Below are 18,467 nucleotides of genomic sequence, written 5' to 3'. Positions count from 1 at the left end.
ATTATGCTGACACACCTGGTACAATTTTAAACATAGGTGGCGATTCGCTTCTAAAGCAAATTCTTTGGGAAGGCTACGCTCATAAACAACACACATCAACAAACCCGCTAATTTTCCTTTGGGTCACTATATATTACTATCAGTTCTCAAGGTTAGATCGGCATTATGTCCAATCTCTATTCCTTGGAGTTCGCAATCGTTTGCAAAGCGGGAATTGCTAACAATACAGTGTGTAAATCTTTGTCCAAATATATAGATTCTGGCTAATCTTGACCTATCTCCCCACATTCGGAGCAGTTTACAAGAGTGCAGAGCTAATCTACGTACACTTCAACGCACCCTAAAAACACTAAACCTCTTGGAATTTTCAAATTCAAGAGGTTTTAGTTGGAAGCGGGTAACGCGATTCGAACGCGCGACATTCACCTTGGCAAGGTGACGCTCTACCACTGAGCTATACCCGCGATCATCACCCAAATATTAATATCTCAGATTTATCTGTAATTGTCAACCCCTTAAATTTGGTCATTAGTCATTCATCATTCGTCATTAGTGAATAACAAAGGACAAATGACTAATGACAGACTAGCCGAGTTCTTCTGACTCCAAAGTTAAATTGCCAACGCTGGCACTTGGAAAAGAAGGTGGCAGAGACTGGCTATTACGAGAATATGGCTCTGCTAGGTTAGAACGCAGTTGTCGCATCAGGCTAGCCATTTCTAAGGCATTCAGGGCGTAATCCCAGCCATGATTACCTTTTATGCCTGCCCGTTCTAGGGCTTGCTGCATAGTATCTACTGTCAAAATGCCAAAAATGACTGGCACTCCAGTTTGAAAGCTAGCGGCGGCAATGCCTTTAGAAACTTCTGAGGATACGTAATCAAAATGGGGTGTTTGTCCTCGAATGACTGCGCCAAGACAAATTACAGCATCATAACGATGGGAAAGTGCTAATTGGCGAGCTACTAAAGGTACCTCAAAACTTCCCGGAACCCAAACATAGTCCACTTGATTACCTTGGGGATTAGGGTCTACACCGTGGCGTTTTAAACAATCTTGACATCCCTCTAGCAGCTTTCCGGTAACGAGGTCATTGAATCGACCAATCACCACTGCAAACCGCAAAGGCTCCGTTTGGGTAAAAGTTCCCTCGAAAACTGCCATGATTGCCTCTTTATCAACTATACTTCTGGCCAATATACATTTCTTATTTAAATGTAGAGGAGCAGGAAAGCGCGGTCAAAATGAAGTTAGTAGGAAAAAGAAAAAATCCTTTGTTTCCCTTAACCTTTGACCTTGGCTTTTCTGCCCCTCTAGTTCTTATATTATGTGCCTGCGCCAGAGCGAAGCCGTCGCCTACACGACAAAAAAGTTTAACAAACCAACTAAAAACACCAAAGCAATCCAGACCCCAGAACCAACCCAGAGCAGTTTTTTAGATTCACCCCAATTTTGGGGAGTGGCGTAAGCAACCGGAACGCCCACAACTAGGACAAAAGATAACAAGACTAGACCTATCAAGGCAAATTGGAATATTATGGTCATTTTTACTTCTCCCAATACTGTGAAATACTAAAGATAGAATATCCTAAAGGGCGACACTGACACTTTCTTATTATTTTTAAGCTAGCAGAAATTGCAACATTTTTATCATTTGTCCTTTGTCTAAGTACAAGTGATTAATGACTCTTAACTATGGATTTAATTCTTTGCCACACAACAGCAGATTTTGACGCACTAGGAGCAGCAGTAGGGTTAACGCGCCTACTATCGGGAAGCAAGATTGTGCTAACTAGCGGATCTCATCCTCCTGTACGGGATTTTTTAGCATTGCATCGGGATGAATATCCGCTGATTGAACGCCGTTCGGTGAATCCAGAAAAAATTCGCTCTTTAACTGTGGTGGATACACAACAGCGCGATCGCTTGGGTAAGGCTGCTGAGTGGTTAGATTTACCTAATCTAAAAGAGATTATAGTTTATGACCATCACTTAGGGCAAGAATCAGATATTCCCGCCACGCGATCGCATATTGACTCAGTAGGAGCCACCACAACTTTAATCGTTGAACAATTGGAACAACAGGAAATTTCCTTGACTTCTGCCGAAGCAACTGTGATGGCTTTGGGTATCCACGTTGACACTGGCTCTTTGACATATGACCAGTCCACAGCACGGGATGCCCTAGCTTTGGCTTGGTTGATGCAACAAGGGGCTAGTTTATCAGTAATTTCCACCTACCGTGACCCCGGATTATCTCCGCAATTGCAGCAGCTATTAACTGAATCTCTGGAAAGTTTAGAATATCTCTATCTACATGGATATACGGTTGCTTGGGTAACTCTGAAAACAGATAGTTTTGTGCCGGGGCTGTCGAGTCTAGCATCGGAACTTGTAGAATTAACTGAAATTGATGCTCTACTGCTGGCTAATGAGTATCCTTTAGGTGAAGAGGATTCACGCTTAACTGTAATTGGGCGATCGCAAATTCCCAAAACGAATCTTAACCTATTATTCCAACTCTTGGGCGGTGGCGGTCATTCGCAAGCCGCATCGCTAAATCTAAGGGGAGTTGATTCGCAGGCGATATTAAAACAACTTCTTGACGGGATAAAAGCACAAATTCCCCATCCCCTCACTGCTAGGGATTTGATGTCTTCTCCTGTCCGCACGATTCTGCCTGAAACCACAATTGCCGAAGCCCAGCGCATTTTATTACGCTATGGACACTCTGGTTTGTTCGTAGTTGATACTCAAGGGCAACTAGTAGGTATTATTTCGCGGCGGGATATTGATATCGCCTTACACCACGGGTTTAGTCATGCCCCAGTCAAGGGCTACATGACCAAGAATCTCAAAACGATTACACCAGATACGACATTGCCACAAATTGAGTCGGTGATGGTGACTTATGATATCGGACGCTTACCAGTATTGGAAAATGAGCAGTTAATGGGCATTGTCACCCGTACTGATGTCTTGCGGGAATTACATCAAGAATGGGATGAAGAGCAAGAGGGAGAGCAAAAATTCAAAATTCAAAATTCAAAATTTAAAATTCCTCTCAGGACTGAATTGCAAAACCGTCTTGCGACGCAACTGTGGCAATTACTTGCTACAGCATCGCAAGAGGCAGAAAAACGGGGTTGGCATCTTTATCTAGTGGGCGGTGCGGTGCGGGATTTGCTATTAACAGAAGCAGTCGCGGGCACTTTGATGATTAAAGATATCGATCTTGTAGTTGATGGCTTTCATAAATCAGCAGATGTCGGTGCTGGTGTGGAATTAGCCAAGGCACTCCGACAACTTTACCCTATGGCTCGCTTAGAAATCCACGGGGCTTTTCAAACTGCGGCTTTGTTGTGGCACAAAGACCCAGAATTAGATTCTCTATGGGTAGATATTGCTACTGCTAGAACAGAATTCTATCCTTATCCAGCCGCAAATCCAGAAGTTGAGGCGAGTTCCATTCGTCAAGATTTGTATCGCCGAGATTTTACCATTAACGCCCTCGCCTTGCGCCTGACTTCTCCTCGTACTGGTGAGTTACTCGATTTTTTTGGCGGTTTACTAGATTTACAAGCTAGGCAAATTCGGGTTTTGCACGCCAATAGCTTTATTGAAGACCCCACCCGCATTTTTCGTGGCGTGCGCTTTGCCGTGCGCTTCGGATTTGAGATAGAACCGCAAACTGAAGAGTTTATCCGCTATGCCATCAACAGTGGTGTTTACGATCGCACTGCTCAAGAGAATAGCAGAACTCCAGCTCTGCAAACTCGACTGAAAACAGAACTAAAACACATCCTAGAAGCTCCCTACTGGAAATCAGCTTTACAGTTGCTCGATAACTTAGGGGCATTGCAATGCATCCATCCTAGCCTAAAGCTAGACGCAGAACTCCTGCGAAAATTACGTTTGTTAGAAAGCTGTTTGCGGCGATTTGACTCGCACCCAACCCTGATTAATTGGGAAATGCGTTTAGAAGCGTTAATTGCCCATCTAGCACCACAATATCGGGCGAAAGTAGCAAAAAATCTACAATTGCAAGAAGATGGTATTGAACGCTTGCAAAACTTGGCTTGTGCCCAAGCTGAGGTAGTGGAATCTTTACCTAAATGTCAAAGTCCTAGTCAAATAATGCAGTTGTTGCGAGAGTATGATTTACCAATGCTGATTTTAATCGCTTTGCAAAGTCCGCGATCGCTTAGACATCAGATTTGGGAATATTTAACTGTTTGGGCTAATGTGCAGCCACTACTGAATGGCAATGATTTAAAGAAACTGGATTATAAACCAGGGCCTCAATATCGACAAATGTTAGATGATATACTTGCTGCTACCTTGGATGGAGTAATTACAGACAAGACTGAAGCTGAGGAATTTTTAGCGCAACACTATCCTAAATGAAATAGCTCTGGTCTAAATTGTATCTGGATCGATATTTAACTCCCGCAGTTTTGCTGCTAAACGTTCAGCCTTTTGTTCGGCTTGTTCTGCTTGTTGTTGTAACTGTTCAGCTTTTTGTTCGGCTTGTTCAGCTTTTTCCTGTACCTGTTCTACCGTTTCTTCCGGTGTTGGTACTAGTTGCCCATCTCGTGTAAAAAATCGCAATAAACCTTCATAAACTCCCAAATATAAACCTAGCTGATGACTCCACAAATATCCTTGTTCAGTTACTTGTAGAGGTTGATATTCTCCATCTACTAAATGAAATCCCGCAAATTCTTGTGTGTAAAGGTCAAACCAAAAATAATCGGGTGTACGGAAGGTATCTTGATAAATTGTCTTCTTTAAACCTTTATCAGTATTAGCTGTTGAGTTGGACAAAATTTCTAGAATTACATTCGGATATTTGCCATCTTCTTCCCAAACTACCCAGCTTTTACGGGTTTTACATTCAGTTCCCAGTACAACAAAAAAGTCTGGTCCTCGGAAGTATTCTGATTTGCGTTGGTGCAGACTATAGTAGATAGTCAGATTTCCCGCCGCATAAAAATCATTTCTATCTCGCCACAACCATTCCAGACATGTTAAAAGTAGGATTATTTGCCGTAAATGCAGTTCGCTTTCCAAGGGAGGTTCGTCACTATATAAATCACCAGGGGGAAATATAACATCTTGGCAGATGCCCTCTTGAAAATCTAATTCTTGAGCAATGGTCATAGAATGGATACGGCATCAAGTAGTTATTAAATTATTTTACCACTGTCGTAGTTAGCGAGCGATCTGATGGTATTGCTATCGCTTACCGCGCTACATTGCCGCTTGGCAAAAACAGGCGATCGCATCCTCGCTTTCCGAAATACCTTAGTGCTACACTGTAGTCAATATCAAACCTCATCACAACTCCAATGAGATAGCACAAATGAAGTAGTACCAAACACCTGTTGCACTAAAGCAACAAATGTCAACGAAGAATAAACGCAACTAGTTTGACAGGGTTACTTCACATAGTCATGTACTAAAAATATTGTCACCACTCTTATATACATAGAACCGCTTGACGAGTGTCTGTGTCTGAGTTTTTTTGTGTCTAATCTACCCGTAATTTTTGGAAACACGCGGGTGGAAGTTGGGGAATTGAGGTTTGAGAATAATGCCGAAAAAATCAATATTGTTAGCTGAGAACTTAGCCTATGATTTCAGCGTACATAGAACTTTGTTTCAAGGAGTTCATGTGAATATCGACGCAGGCGATCGCATTGCTTTAGTCGGTCGTAACGGGGTAGGAAAATCAACCCTTTTCAAGATACTTGCAGGTCAAATTAATCGATATACAGGTTCAGTTTGGTGTAATGGTATTGTCTACTATTTGCCACAAATCAGCACTATCAGGCAAAAAATTACAGCAGATACAGTACTTAATTTTTTGAGTTGTATCTCTGATGAATGGTGGAAAATTGAGGATATTTTGCAAACACAATTTCACACAATAATTGACTTATATTTACCAATTGTTAACTTGAGTGGTGGAGAACTTACTAAACTGTTTTTGGCAATTGGTTTAGCTCAAGAGCCAAACTTATTATTGCTCGATGAGCCAACTAATCACATGGATTTGCAAGCATTAGAAAGCTTAAGACACTTTCTTTTGAATTTCACAGGTGCGTATGTAATTGTCTCTCATAAACCTTTTTTCTTAGACCAAGTAACAGAAGTTACCTGGGAATTTACACCTGTTGGCTTGAAAATATATGGCGGTAATTTCTCGTACTATCGAGAACAGAAAGGAATAGAGTTAGAAGCAGCATTGCGATCGCACGAATCCGCCAGAAAGGAACTCAAACGTACTCAAGCCACAGCGATGCAAGAACAGCAACGCGCAGCCCAATCTAGTCGCAACGGTCGCGCCAAGTTTCTGAATGGTAGTATTGATAGAATGGCAGCAGGACTGATTAAAACCAAAGCTGAGGTGTCTAGCGGAACTGCGAAAAAGAAACATGAAGCAGCAGTAGCAAAGGCTAATCAAAAAGTTGCAGAGACGAAAGTCAAAACAACGAAAGTAACGAGTATTCAGCTAGAAGAAAAAAATCACAAGCGCCGAAATCTAATTAATATCCAGGGTGCAAATCTTAGGATATCAAAGCGTCTATTGATTCAAAATATTCAACTACATATATCATCTGGCGATCGCATAGCCATTATCGGCGCAAACGGTTCTGGTAAATCAAGTCTGGTAAAGGCAATTTTGGGAATGGAAAACCAAACAGCGGTTTTAGAATCAGGTGAGGTTTTGCTCACACCAGCCATGAAAGCTGTATATCTCGATCAAACCTACGAATTGGTAAATCGACAATACACAATTCTGGAAAATATGCAAGCTGCCAATCCCGATCTCAGCTATCAGCTTTTGCGTCAACAGTTGGGGCACTTCCTCTTTAAATATGATGACGTTCACAAAAGCGTCTCTGTATTAAGTGGGGGTGAGTTAGCAAGATTAGCGATTGCTATGATTAGTATCTCAGAAATCGATCTACTGATTCTCGATGAGCCAACTAATAACCTGGATATTGAAACTGTTGAACAAATAATAGCAGGTATCAATGATTACCAAGGAACGCTTTGGGTAATTTCCCACGATATCGATTTCCTCAGCCGGATTAACATTACCCAAGGTTTCAAATTGAGGGAACAAACTTTGCAAATGACAACTTATTTACCGAGTACACCAGAGCAATATTATCGAGAGTTGCTGGAATGCGATCGATAAAGCGATCGCCTCATGTAAATTTCTAGCTCAACAATAGAAGCCGCAAAGCATACAGGCAAGTTATAATTCTCTTGCGGTGCAACGTAACAAAAATTTATGAGTAATCCCCTTGTGCAAGCCTTTTTCGTAGGCAGAGCGGTAGCAGAAGTAGTTAATGAGCGTTTAGAGGTCGCCTTGACCGATGCTTTGAGCGATCTGGGCAAATTTGATGCAGAAGCTAGAGAGCAGCTGCGCCAGTTTACAGAAGAAGTCCTAGAGCGGGCAAATCGGGCAGCAGAATCAGCTAATGCTGGTCAAGCTACTGCAAGTACTGGGCAAGCCAGTTCTGATTCCGGTGACTTACAAGCAGATATTGACGAATTAAGAGCAGAAATTGCCCTGTTACGAACAGAATTGCAACATTATCGCCGAACTTCTGCATAAATTTTAGTCATTAGTCATTAGTCAAAAATTATGAATTATGCACGAATGACATAGACGTGCCAGCGGCTACTCTACGAGTTATCCGAAGGAGTACCCGCAGGGTAAGACAAATGACAAATGACAAAGGACATTTAAGAAAAAAACAGTTTAGGAATCAGAGTGTCTTTTCTTCCAAGTGATTCGGTCGCAAACCAACGGTAAACAAAGTATATGGAACAAGGTTATTCAGAGAAGGCATACCGTTGGAATCGGGAAAAATACTCTAGCAAACGGCGTTTTGTGGACATTTGGTCTTTTGTCTTGACCTTATTGTTCAAACTTTGGCTATACAACAAATCTTGGAGTTATCCAGGTGGTGTGACTGATGTAAAGCAAGCTGCAAGACGCAAAATCCAAGCAGTTTGGATTCGCAATACTCTATTGGATTTAGGACCAACCTTCATCAAAGTTGGGCAACTGTTTTCTACCCGTGCTGATATATTCCCTGGTGAATATGTAGAAGAACTAGCCAAATTACAAGACAAAGTACCCGCATTTAGTTATGAGCAAGTAGAAGCGATCGTTGAGAAAGAACTAGGCAAGAAAATTCCTGAACTCTTCCATAATTTTGAACCTATTCCTTTAGCTGCTGCTAGCTTGGGGCAAGTACACAAAGCTGTACTACATACTGGAGAATCAGTTGTTGTCAAGGTACAACGTCCTGGACTAAAAAAGTTATTTGAAATAGATTTACAGATTCTCAAAGGAATTACCCGCTACTTTCAAAACCATCCCCAATGGGGACGGGGACGTGATTGGTTGGGTATTTACGAAGAATGTTGTCGCATTCTTTGGGAAGAAATTGATTATCTTAACGAAGGTCGTAACGCCGATACTTTTCGCCGGAACTTTCGCGGCTACGATTGGGTGAACGTCCCCAGAATATACTGGCGTTACGCCACTTCTAGAGTACTGACTTTAGAATATCTCCCTGGAATTAAAATTAGTCAATACGAAGCTTTAGAAGCAGCAGGTTTAGATCGAAAAGCGATCGCTCGTCAAGGCGCTCAAGCCTACTTACTACAATTACTCAATAATGGCTTTTTCCACGCCGATCCTCACCCAGGCAATATTGCCGTTAGTGCAAATGGTGCTTTGATATTCTATGATTTCGGCATGATGGGGCAGATTAAGTCCAACATCCGCGAAGGATTGATGCAAACACTATTTGGTATTGCCCAAAAAGATGGCGATCGCGTTGTGCAATCTCTGATCGATTTAGGCGCGATCGCCCCAACTGATGATATGGGCCCAGTACGGCGTTCCGTCCAGTATATGTTGGATCATTTTATGGATAAGCCCTTTGAAAATCAATCAGTCGCGGCAATCAGTGACGACCTTTACGAAATAGCTTATAATCAGCCATTTAGATTTCCAGCAACTTTCACTTTCGTGATGCGAGCCTTTTCTACCCTAGAAGGGGTAGGCAAAGGCTTAGATCCAGAGTTTAACTTTATGGAAGTTGCCAAACCGTATGCAATGCAACTTATGACCGATATGAATGGTTCAGAGGGGAATAGCTTTCTTAACGAATTAAGTCGCCAAGCAGCTCAGGTAAGTAGTACCGCCTTTGGTCTACCACGTAGATTAGAGGATACATTAGAGAAGCTAGAGCAGGGAGATATGCGCTTGCGCGTTCGGTCTATAGAAACCGAACGCCTGCTGCGGCGACAGAGCAGTATTCAGCTCTCAATAAGCTATGCTCTGTTAATCAGCGGTTTCACGCTTTCAGCTACTATTTTAGTGGTTAAGGATTATGTATGGTTAGCACTGCTGCCTGGTTTAATTGCAGCGGCGCTTTCAGCGATCATGATCCGATTACTTTTACGCCTCGACCGTTACGATCGCACGTATTAATTGTTGCAAAAAAATTATGAAACTTAATTTCACGGGTTTTAGCGATCCGGGACTTATTCGTTCTAATAATCAGGATGCTTACTATATAGACCCAGAAGGACGATTTTTCGTTGTTGCTGATGGTATGGGTGGTCATGCCGGCGGTGAAGAGGCAAGTCGGATTGCCACTGGAGAAATTCAGGCGTATTTGGTAGCCAATTGGGAAACTTCTAAATCTTCTCAAGAGTTGCTAGAGCAAGCTTTGTGGGGTGCCAATGAAGCGATTTTGCAGGATCAGCAAAATCATCCCGAACGCGCCGATATGGGGACAACTGTTGTTGCAGTGATTTTTCGCTCTCCAGAGTCGCCTTGGTGCGCTCATGTTGGCGATTCACGGCTGTATCGCTTCCGCGAGTCGCACTTAGAACAGGTGACGGAAGACCACACTTGGGTAGCACGAGCAATCAAAATTGGTGACATCACCTTAGATGAAGCACGATTACATCCTTTTCGCCATGTATTATCGCGTTGTTTGGGGCGCGAAGACTTGCATCAAATTGATGTGCAACCACTAGATGTAAAAGTTGGCGATCGCTTGCTGTTATGTAGTGATGGTCTTACAGAAGAACTTGTCGAGCAGAAGATTGCTAACTGCCTCCAAGATAGTCCTTGGCTTGATAAAGCCGCCATCTCTCTTGTTGAGGCTGCCAAAGAGCATGGAGGGCACGATAACATCACAGTTGTCATCGTCTCGCTTGAAGAAAATAGTCATTAATCATTAGTCATTAGTCGATGCTTAGTAACTTTAAACAAATGACTAAGGACATAGACGCGCCAGCGGCTACTCTACGAGTTCTCCGAAGGAGTACCCGCAGGGTAGGACAAAGGACAAATCTGGTAAATATACTCAGTAATTTGTTCAGCGTGAGCATTTTTCCTTTTTACAATTTGATACAAATATTTTTAGCCTCTAAAATCACCCAAAGAGGCTAAATTTGTATAAATTGGTAAATTGACATCTTGCACGTAATAAGGTAAAGCGACTATAATTCACGCTTATTACCATTAATTCCCCAACCTCCTTAAAATTTCTGTCCTCCGAAGCTTCTTCCACGCTTGGGGAGACAACATCTTAGGCTTTTTAAACACAAAGACTAAGACGGGTTTTGCATAGCACCAAATATTTTCTTTAAAGGAGATTCGTGCAAAGCAGAAAGGAATGAGGGAGGTAGTTATACCTATCTAAGACCAAATAGAGCTTATTTTCCGGAATATGGTTCAGCTGACTTGGGTGGTATATCAGTAGGATTAGGTGCAAGATATCAGAGCAGAAAAAGTCCACACTTTGGATGTGGGCAATCTGTCAAACAATTGTTATCTTTCGTAATACGGAGGAACAAATGTTGGACAGATATAAGTCCAAATATTATCCCATTTGGACTTCTGTGAGCGATATCACCTTTACGCGTTGTTTTTTCGGAGTAACTATGAATCAACCAATGAAACTATCCTTGGAACAGCAATTCAGCATCTGCTCATTTTCGACTCAGGTGCAAAATATGAGCCACGAGCAAGCTAAAGACTTTTTAGTCAAGCTCTATGAGCAAATGGTCGTGCGCGAGGCAACTTATCAAGAGCTTCTGAAGCATCAGTGGGGCTTAGATTCAGGTTCCACTATGGCATAGAGTCGTTCTAATGTCGCAGTGGGCGACCTCCTTCTCTTGCTTGGTTCCAAGGAGGAAAAGAGCTGGGGATGTCGGGGCGTCAACTTCGATAATTGCACAAGATGACGCAAAAGTTTAATTCACGAAATTAACCAAGAATGAGTAAACATTGTCTACGGCATATCTGCTGGAGTCTAGACTAACTTTAGAATTGCAGGCTAAATCTGTTGTTTGCTTTAGCCAAACTTCTTGTTGTTTCGTCTAGCGGGGGAATCACACCTGCATAAATTAACAATCCACTGGAATATTTGCACAGGAAGATTTAGAGATAATTTGGATACCACTGCTTTAGCAACTGGTGATTTCACTCTTTATACATATAACTAGAAGTTACATCTTTATATATCTTTTGTTTATAAAACGTTACATTCTTGGAGCGACCACCTATAAAACACGTAACATAAAGAAATTATGCCTAGCTGGAAAGATCGTATGGAGAATCTGTATCAATACTTTCCAGTTTTGTTATAATTTGAGGCTTAATCTTTTCGTACTCGTTTTTGAGCAAACTTTTACTAATTTGCGGGTCGGCAGAGGAAATCAACGTATTGCTCATTGCGACCCACTCTTGCAGTCGTTGCCGCTGGGCAGAAGCGACGCTGGAAAATAAGATGTGGGTACAGCTATTTGGTGCTTCTCGTGCAAAGAATAAGAGGCGGTAGTAACCTGTTTGCTGTAGTAACCGAGCCATTTCTTGACCAAGGCTGGTTTTGAGATCGAGGTAATAAGGCAACCATTTAGCGCCATGCTTGCGATTGTAGATGACAGTAATCCATAGCAGCATAGGATGGGGGATAGAGATGAACAGAAATTGGTTATAGCGTGTACAGAGTAAGCGTTTTTGAATTTCCTCTTGCGGTAGCATCACCCACAAAGCTGGTAAAATCTCCCCATTAGTCTGAATGGGCTGAGGAAACACAATATCGGCAATTGGTTTATTTTTGGGCCAGGAAATGGCACGAGCGATTTCATCGTTTGACCAGGATACCCGCAAATCGGCTTTGGTCTTTTGTTCAAGCTCAGTGCTAGCGGTAGTAGTAGGAACCAGAGAATGGCTGGCTTGCTGAATTTTGCGTGTATGCTCAGGCTTTTCTAAAGATGCTAAAACTCTGAGGATTTCAGTAATACTTTGGGGGCGATCGCCTGCTCTTTTAGCTAGACAACTCATCACCAAATTTTCAATTTCTTTTGGTAGTTCTAATCCAGGCGCAGCCTCAGCAAAAGAACGTGGTTTTTGATAGTGATGTGTTTTATACCACGCACCAAAAGAGTGAGTTGGTGCCACCAGTGGCATTTTGCCTGTAAGCATCTCAAACATCATGACGCCCAAACTATAAATATCAGCACGGTTGTCTAATTCCTTACCCTCCATCTGTTCGGGAGAAGAATAAGCCAATGTACCCAAATAGAATTTTGTATGGTCGCCATCTGACTGTAATAACTTAGCAATACCAAAATCTAGAACTTTGACCAATTCTCCAAAACTGGGATCTTGAATCACCAGCATATTGCTTGGCTTGACATCGCGATGGATAATTGGGCAAATAGTGCCATCAACCGGGATGCCATCATGGGCGCACTGTAACCCCAGGCTGAGTTGACGCGCCATACTGAGGAATCTTGGTAAAGGTAATCGTTGCTTGCGAATAATATTGTTCAGGCTTTGTCCTTGTAAGTATTCCATGACGTAGAACGGGGTGTTATTGTCATCTACGCCATAGTCCATAACTCGGACAATATGGATACTTTTTTGCCCTAGTAAAGCACAGGTTTTTGCTTCTCGCTCAAAGCGATCTTGCAATCGCATCTTTTCATTTTGGATTGATAGAGCCAGAAACTTAACCGCAACAGGTACACCTCCCAACAATGTATCTTTAGCACGATAAACCCGACCCATTGCTCCAGTACCGATTAACTCTTGGAGTTGGTAGCGTTTGCTGAGTAAGCGACCAATGTTGGGGTCTGACATAGAAAATTCGACTCCAAAAGCAGGTTGTAAATGTTTGGGAGGACAAGTGCATTCAAAAATTGTGGTGTAGTTTTAGTTTGCCCAATTTTGACTAATGCGCTATCATTCTTGGCATCTCCTCTTCCCTACGAGATGTTGCTTTGTGTTGGGAGAAGACAGCACCCGTTTTGGCTACACGAAACCTTACCTGCCTTTGTAGGTTAACAAACCCTTAAATTCGCATTAGTCCACGGAGGTAGGCTTTGTTTGTGTAATAGCGAATTATATTCGCCCAATACTTTTAAAACATTTTCTGATTACCTAACAATCCTTTTAACCTTTCAGCTAATTATTACTATATAAAGATGCATTTGTTATTGATAAAACTGTAATAGTCTAAGTAGTAGTTTTTCATTTTCTCTGTTGGTTAGGATAAATATCAAAAATTGATTTATTATTCATCACATAGTATTGAATTCGACGTTCGACAATACTATTAAATCGGGACATAAAATCATAAAAGAAACCCGGATATTTCCTGATTTCTGTAAATGCTGTTAACCATTTTCTTTGTTTTATAGGTTCTACAACTTGAAGATAAGCTAGATTTTTCTTATAGACTGAGAGATTATAAGATAGAGCACGCATTAGAGTAGGATTCTTTTTTACAATGTCTTGTTGCATGAAATAAGTAGTAGCTTTGCAGTATTGATTTAGACGTGGTAATTGGCTTTGATATACAAGAGAACCAGAGCGTGAACGGTAGAAATAATAGGGTTGTGGCTCAAGAAAAAACCTAGCTCCTTTGATTAAGCATTTCATGTCAATCCAAAAATCTTGACCCATTCTAATTTCTTCATCGTACTCGATGCCGTTCTTAATCAGGAATTCTCGTTTGAATAGAGGCTTGCTTAAGCCAAGATGCAACCCTGGTTGCCCATAGACATCAGTTTCTACAAAATAAACGATATCAATTTGGAAGATTTTATCTATACGTTCTCCACTTTCTTGAATCAATGTACTCCAAGGAGATGTTGTTCCGTCTTTGATCAAATAAACATCATCAGCAATCATGTCTGCATTTGTTTTATTTGCCAGAGATACAAGCTTTTCCAATCTTTCGGGAGCATACCAATCATCTGAATCAAGTACAGCAATCCATTCTCCTTGGGCTGCTCTGAAGGCGCGATTACGTGCCGCTGCCGCTCCAAGATTTTGCTGATTAACTATCACTTTGAGACGTTGATCGGTGAAACTTTTAGCGACTTCTACAGTTTTATCACTTGAGCGATCATCGACTATGATAACTTCAATGTCAGTGAGTGTTTGTTTTAAAGCTGACTTGATTGCCTTCCCAATATAAGTTTCAGTATTGTAAGCAGGTATAATAACGGAGACTTTAGGATTCACGAAACTGAACTCCTGACTACATGGTTAGGTAAAATACTAAAATCCTGACCATAATTTGATCGTTTCTTTTTTACTATACAACTCAGTAGGTCGGTAAGAATAAACGATGAGTGGTTAAAGTTGAGCTGGAGATATTAGACGTTGGTAAACCAGTGCGTTGCCAGAGTTCTTTGAACGGCGGTTTTTGGCTTAGAAGAACAGCAAAGCGGTGAGATAGGGCTGCTTTTAAGCTGACTGACGCTCTAGGCTAGCTTCCATTGTGTTAGTTAAAAAATGACCAGCCAAGATACCACTATTGAGGTAATATGTATCTTGCGAAATCCGGTGTAGGGTTTCAAAACCACTACGACGCTGACGATCGCCTAGTACCCAGTAACGCTGTACGATAGTATCCAGACCAATCCAGCCTTCGCCTTCAACCTGCCCCAAAATATTATGTTGTAGTAAAAAAGTATACTGACGCTCTCCATCATGCAACCGCCCTTTATATTGCAGAGAGATTTCAGAGCGATCGCTACCTGGGAAAATCAGTTTTGTGGCCATAGTAAACCAGTTATCTCGATTCCAAGCGACCAAGGTCATACCCTTGACGCTGATTGGCATACCATTACGTTCCAGCCAATTTCCTTCCATTGCCCAGCGTCCTGGTTCCAATAAAAAAGTATGAGCCACCTTTTATTCCCTGTCTTCCTCGAGTGCCGCCAAGACTATAGTTATAGCAGTGCTAAGTTACGAGTGCTAAGTTGCGAGTGAAGAATGAAGAAATTTTTTATCTTGTTTATTGTTCCTGACTCAGCATTCAGGATTGAACTTGGTGAATTTCTCCCAAAAGTACTTCTTGAGGTGCACCTGTGGCAGTAGGTAGGTTGCCAGGAATACCCAAATGTCGCCAGTAGGCTAAAACCGCGAAGGCGATCGCTTCTTTAAAATCTGCGCTCAAGCCGACTTCATCTGTTGTCGAAACTGGTATCGATCCCAACAACAACTGTAACCTTTGTTTCAAATAAAGATTGCGACTACCACCACCACATAATAGTACTCGTTGTGGCATTTCTGGCAAAAAAGTACGGTAACTATGAAAAATTGAAGCAGCTGTAAGTTCTGTGAGAGTTGCCAGTACGTCAGCAGGATTGAGTTGGTATGCTTGAGCATCTTTTAAACACTGATGCAAGTAAGCCACACCAAATAATTCGCGTCCAGTGGATTTGGGTGGCGGCAGATGAAAGTAGTCTTGGTTGAGCCATTGTTCTACTAATGGATGGCAAGGAGTACCACTCGCTGCCCAATTGCCATCTTCATCATAAGTTTTAGCACCACCGCTTAAATGCTCCACCGCTAGATCCAACAGACTATTTCCTGGGCCAGTATCCCAACCACGAATTTTTGAGAGCCAGTCTCCATGCCGAGGCGGAATATAGGCAACATTGCCAATACCACCAATGTTTTGAATACAACGCCCCTCCTGGGGATGACTGAGTAAATAAGCATCGACTCTGGGCACGAGAGGCGCACCATGACCACCAATAGCAATATCAGCAACGCGAAAGTTGCTCACAGTCGTAATGTTCGTAAGATGGGCAATTAATGCACCTCGCCCTAATTGAAGACTGTAACCCAAGGGACTGCCCAGTGCTGTTAACAGATAGCTAGGGTTTAGCCCGTGGGTAGCGATCATTTCTCTCCCCCTGCTCTCCTGCTCCCCTGCTCCCCCTGCTCTCTCTTTGGGTGGTCGATGATAAACCGTTTGACCGTGGGAACCAATGAGAGTGGCGCGCCGATGACCAATTTGAATATTTTGGGCGGCTTGGGCAAAGACTTGAGCGATCGCATCATCTATTTCCGCTAATTCTGCCATTGAGATGGCAACGCCTGCACCAACTGCTAATATTCTTTCTCTGAGTTGGGCTGGATAAGGATATGTTGCCCCGGCTAGCAACTCAACTTTGAGATCCAATTCTGTGCCGGAAATCTCTACCAACGCAGCGTCTATGCCATCTACGGATGTGCCACTAATTAAACCAATAACGCGAGTAGGGACAACAGCTTTTTCAGGTGGATGCATCGATTGAGATTCTTTTATTGGTTGCAAGAGTTTAGTTTAATTCATGTTACTAGCTATGTCAAAACACTCAGGTTGCATAGTTGACTACAAAAGAAAAAGTAAATAGAGCGAGGGAAGAATGTCAAAACCAATAGCAATGACCATGAATCTATTTCTATTTATCAGCAAACAAAGAATTTCAAATAGTTTTGTTTGTTATCTTGATTTATCCTTAATCAGTACAACATCCAAAGATACAAATTCTTGATATATCCTAGCTAACTTTACAACTTTTTTATCTTCAGATAAAGAACAGATGCTCTATCCTCTTTTGATGCAAGTGAAAGTACTTATTTGTCTTCGACGATAGAGCAAATTATTGACCCAATTTAGGAATTTTTCAATAAATATAAATCCAGTAGTTTCATCCTATTTTTCTTCTAGAAGACACTACATAATGAATCCAAGTCGCACAAAGAACTTTTCAACAAATTAAAAATACAGAATTTCAAAATTATGTCTCTTACAAAAATTGCTTGTATCGCTGCTCTATCTCTATCTGCAATCTCCTCATTTATCTATGCAGGTTCTGCTCAGGCTATATCCTTCCAAGTAACCACTGGTATTGCAGGTCCTAATGGAGAAACTGACCAAGGTGCTTTTTCTGAGTTTACTCAACTTCCTGGTACGACAACTGTTAACTTCAATAATGGTCAAGCACCCACCACTGGTTTTGCTAAATACTCATTTGAAAATAACAGTGGAACCAGCAGTGTAAGGTCAGATGTATGGGCGCCTGCTGGGGCAAATGGTGAGGTCAATAATGGGAAGTATTTGGCAGTTTTTAACGGCGATCAAGTCACAATTAACCTTGCAAGTTCTCTCAATTATTTTGGTATTGACTGGGGAGCTATTAGTTCTGGTAACGTTTTTTCCTTCTACAATGGCGATAATCTAATCAAATCATTTACAACTGAGGATGTGAACCCAGTTGCTCCAATTCGTGCATCACAGCATGGCGGTGAAGGAAATGGCTACCTTCACTTCTACTCAGATAGTAGCAACGATATTTTCAACAAGATTGTCATTACCCAAACAGGTGGTGGTGGATTTGAAAGCGACAACCATTCTTTCCATATAGGAACTGACAAATTTACAGGTTTTGACCCTCAATCTGTTCCTGAGCCTAGTATTACATTAGGTATGCTGGCTGTAGGTGGTATGCTTCTACGCAAGCGCAAGAATGAGAAGTTGCAAAGTGTAAGGCAATCTCATTAAATATATCAATTTTAGCTAAGTAAGATTTTCTCTACACTCTACCCTTAGTCTGTACCAGCATTTCAAAACTTAGTTAATATTAAATACAAATCAGGGTGAGCTTACTTAGGTAAACTCGCCCTAATCCTTTTGCAATTGATAATCCAATACGGTTCAGCTAAGGGCTATTGGTGTATGTAAATAATTGGTCTTTCAAGACGCAATAAATCGCGTCTCTACATGAGGGTTTTGGTATTATCTGAACTGTATTAATTTATAATCGTGCCTTCTTCTACAGCTTGCTACGCGTAGCAAGCTGTAGAAAAATTTTCTTTAACTAGACTTTTTACATGAATTAAAAGCCCTCACCCTAAATTCCTCTCCCAAGCTTGGGCTACGGTGTACACACAAGTCGTGAAATTGCACCTGACACTTGGTTTCGTCCTCTAGCAATAGGATTGTGCGATGGCGTACCCGCTCTTTCCGATGGCGATCGCTCTGTCAGGCTGTCCGCAGCGTTCGCGAATGTGTCTCGTAGAGAGGAGGAACGACGTTCGCAAGTGCCTGTCTAAGACAAGC

The 18,467-nt window shown here is 41.9% G+C and carries 16 protein-coding genes and 1 tRNA gene; 9 read left to right on the top strand and 8 right to left on the bottom strand.

The window, feature by feature from the left end; all coding sequences use genetic code 11:
- Positions 1 to 392: 392 nt before the first annotated feature.
- From V7K53_RS12430 to psbZ, 3 genes are all read right to left on the bottom strand, one after another.
- Positions 393 to 464, bottom strand: a tRNA-Gly gene (locus V7K53_RS12430).
- A gap of 121 nt (positions 465 to 585) precedes the next feature.
- Positions 586 to 1,164 (bottom strand): 6,7-dimethyl-8-ribityllumazine synthase, encoded by a 579-nt coding sequence (ribH, locus tag V7K53_RS12425; protein ID WP_099103015.1) that lies wholly within the window; start codon positions 1,162 to 1,164, stop codon positions 586 to 588.
- A gap of 192 nt (positions 1,165 to 1,356) precedes the next feature.
- Positions 1,357 to 1,545: a photosystem II reaction center protein PsbZ gene (gene psbZ, locus V7K53_RS12420; protein WP_289799468.1), complete on the bottom strand. Its 189-nt coding sequence runs from the start codon at positions 1,543 to 1,545 to the stop codon at positions 1,357 to 1,359.
- Between the two features lie 150 nt (positions 1,546 to 1,695).
- Between psbZ and V7K53_RS12415 the strand changes: the two genes are divergently transcribed.
- Positions 1,696 to 4,407: a CBS domain-containing protein gene (locus V7K53_RS12415; RefSeq protein WP_335197805.1), complete on the top strand. Its 2,712-nt coding sequence runs from the start codon at positions 1,696 to 1,698 to the stop codon at positions 4,405 to 4,407.
- Positions 4,408 to 4,419: 12 nt separating this feature from the next.
- On the opposite strand, the gene V7K53_RS12410 is transcribed toward V7K53_RS12415, so the two are convergent.
- Positions 4,420 to 5,163, bottom strand: coding sequence for a Uma2 family endonuclease (locus V7K53_RS12410; protein ID WP_335197804.1), 744 nt, complete (start codon positions 5,161 to 5,163; stop codon positions 4,420 to 4,422).
- Between the two features lie 66 nt (positions 5,164 to 5,229).
- Here V7K53_RS12410 and V7K53_RS12405 point away from each other — a divergent pair, with 66 nt between their 5' ends.
- The 6 genes from V7K53_RS12405 (at position 5,230) to V7K53_RS12380 (ending at position 11,193) form a co-directional block, all read left to right on the top strand.
- On the top strand, positions 5,230 to 5,355 hold the full coding sequence (locus V7K53_RS12405; RefSeq protein WP_335197803.1) for a hypothetical protein: 126 nt from the start codon (positions 5,230 to 5,232) through the stop codon (positions 5,353 to 5,355).
- Positions 5,356 to 5,596: 241 nt separating this feature from the next.
- Positions 5,597 to 7,210, top strand: a complete 1,614-nt coding sequence (gene abc-f, locus V7K53_RS12400) for a ribosomal protection-like ABC-F family protein (RefSeq protein ID WP_335197802.1) — start codon at positions 5,597 to 5,599, stop codon at positions 7,208 to 7,210.
- Between the two features lie 96 nt (positions 7,211 to 7,306).
- Positions 7,307 to 7,633 carry a DUF6825 family protein gene (locus tag V7K53_RS12395; protein WP_334928773.1) on the top strand — a complete coding sequence of 109 codons (327 nt, stop codon included), beginning with the start codon at positions 7,307 to 7,309 and terminating at the stop codon, positions 7,631 to 7,633.
- Positions 7,634 to 7,843: 210 nt separating this feature from the next.
- Complete coding sequence (locus tag V7K53_RS12390) at positions 7,844 to 9,529, top strand: ABC1 kinase family protein (RefSeq protein ID WP_335197801.1); 1,686 nt, start codon at positions 7,844 to 7,846, stop codon at positions 9,527 to 9,529.
- A gap of 16 nt (positions 9,530 to 9,545) precedes the next feature.
- The gene (locus tag V7K53_RS12385; RefSeq protein WP_099101680.1) at positions 9,546 to 10,283 is read left to right on the top strand and encodes a Stp1/IreP family PP2C-type Ser/Thr phosphatase; all 738 of its coding nucleotides are present in this window, start codon (positions 9,546 to 9,548) and stop codon (positions 10,281 to 10,283) included.
- Between the two features lie 712 nt (positions 10,284 to 10,995).
- Positions 10,996 to 11,193, top strand: a complete 198-nt coding sequence (locus V7K53_RS12380; protein ID WP_094348015.1) for an NblA/ycf18 family protein — start codon at positions 10,996 to 10,998, stop codon at positions 11,191 to 11,193.
- Between the two features lie 454 nt (positions 11,194 to 11,647).
- On the opposite strand, the gene V7K53_RS12375 is transcribed toward V7K53_RS12380, so the two are convergent.
- The 4 genes from V7K53_RS12375 to V7K53_RS12360 form a co-directional block, all read right to left on the bottom strand.
- The gene (locus V7K53_RS12375) at positions 11,648 to 13,201 is read right to left on the bottom strand and encodes a serine/threonine-protein kinase (protein WP_335197800.1); all 1,554 of its coding nucleotides are present in this window, start codon (positions 13,199 to 13,201) and stop codon (positions 11,648 to 11,650) included.
- 390 nt (positions 13,202 to 13,591) lie between these two features.
- Positions 13,592 to 14,590: a glycosyltransferase family 2 protein gene (locus tag V7K53_RS12370; protein WP_335197798.1), complete on the bottom strand. Its 999-nt coding sequence runs from the start codon at positions 14,588 to 14,590 to the stop codon at positions 13,592 to 13,594.
- A 225-nt stretch (positions 14,591 to 14,815) separates the two neighbouring features.
- The gene (locus V7K53_RS12365) at positions 14,816 to 15,262 is read right to left on the bottom strand and encodes a hypothetical protein (RefSeq protein ID WP_335197797.1); all 447 of its coding nucleotides are present in this window, start codon (positions 15,260 to 15,262) and stop codon (positions 14,816 to 14,818) included.
- Positions 15,263 to 15,389: 127 nt separating this feature from the next.
- Complete coding sequence (locus V7K53_RS12360) at positions 15,390 to 16,652, bottom strand: anhydro-N-acetylmuramic acid kinase (protein WP_335197833.1); 1,263 nt, start codon at positions 16,650 to 16,652, stop codon at positions 15,390 to 15,392.
- 495 nt (positions 16,653 to 17,147) lie between these two features.
- Here V7K53_RS12360 and V7K53_RS12355 point away from each other — a divergent pair, with 495 nt between their 5' ends.
- Positions 17,148 to 17,909: an Npun_F0296 family exosortase-dependent surface protein gene (locus V7K53_RS12355; RefSeq protein WP_335197796.1), complete on the top strand. Its 762-nt coding sequence runs from the start codon at positions 17,148 to 17,150 to the stop codon at positions 17,907 to 17,909.
- 368 nt (positions 17,910 to 18,277) lie between these two features.
- The gene (locus V7K53_RS12350) at positions 18,278 to 18,460 is read left to right on the top strand and encodes a hypothetical protein (protein ID WP_335197795.1); all 183 of its coding nucleotides are present in this window, start codon (positions 18,278 to 18,280) and stop codon (positions 18,458 to 18,460) included.
- Positions 18,461 to 18,467 lie beyond the last annotated feature (7 nt).

Origin of the sequence: Nostoc sp. (assembly GCF_036917355.1) — a bacterium.
Classification (GTDB): Bacteria; Cyanobacteriota; Cyanobacteriia; order Cyanobacteriales; family Nostocaceae; genus Nostoc.
This window is presented reverse-complemented; position numbering and strand designations above follow the sequence as displayed.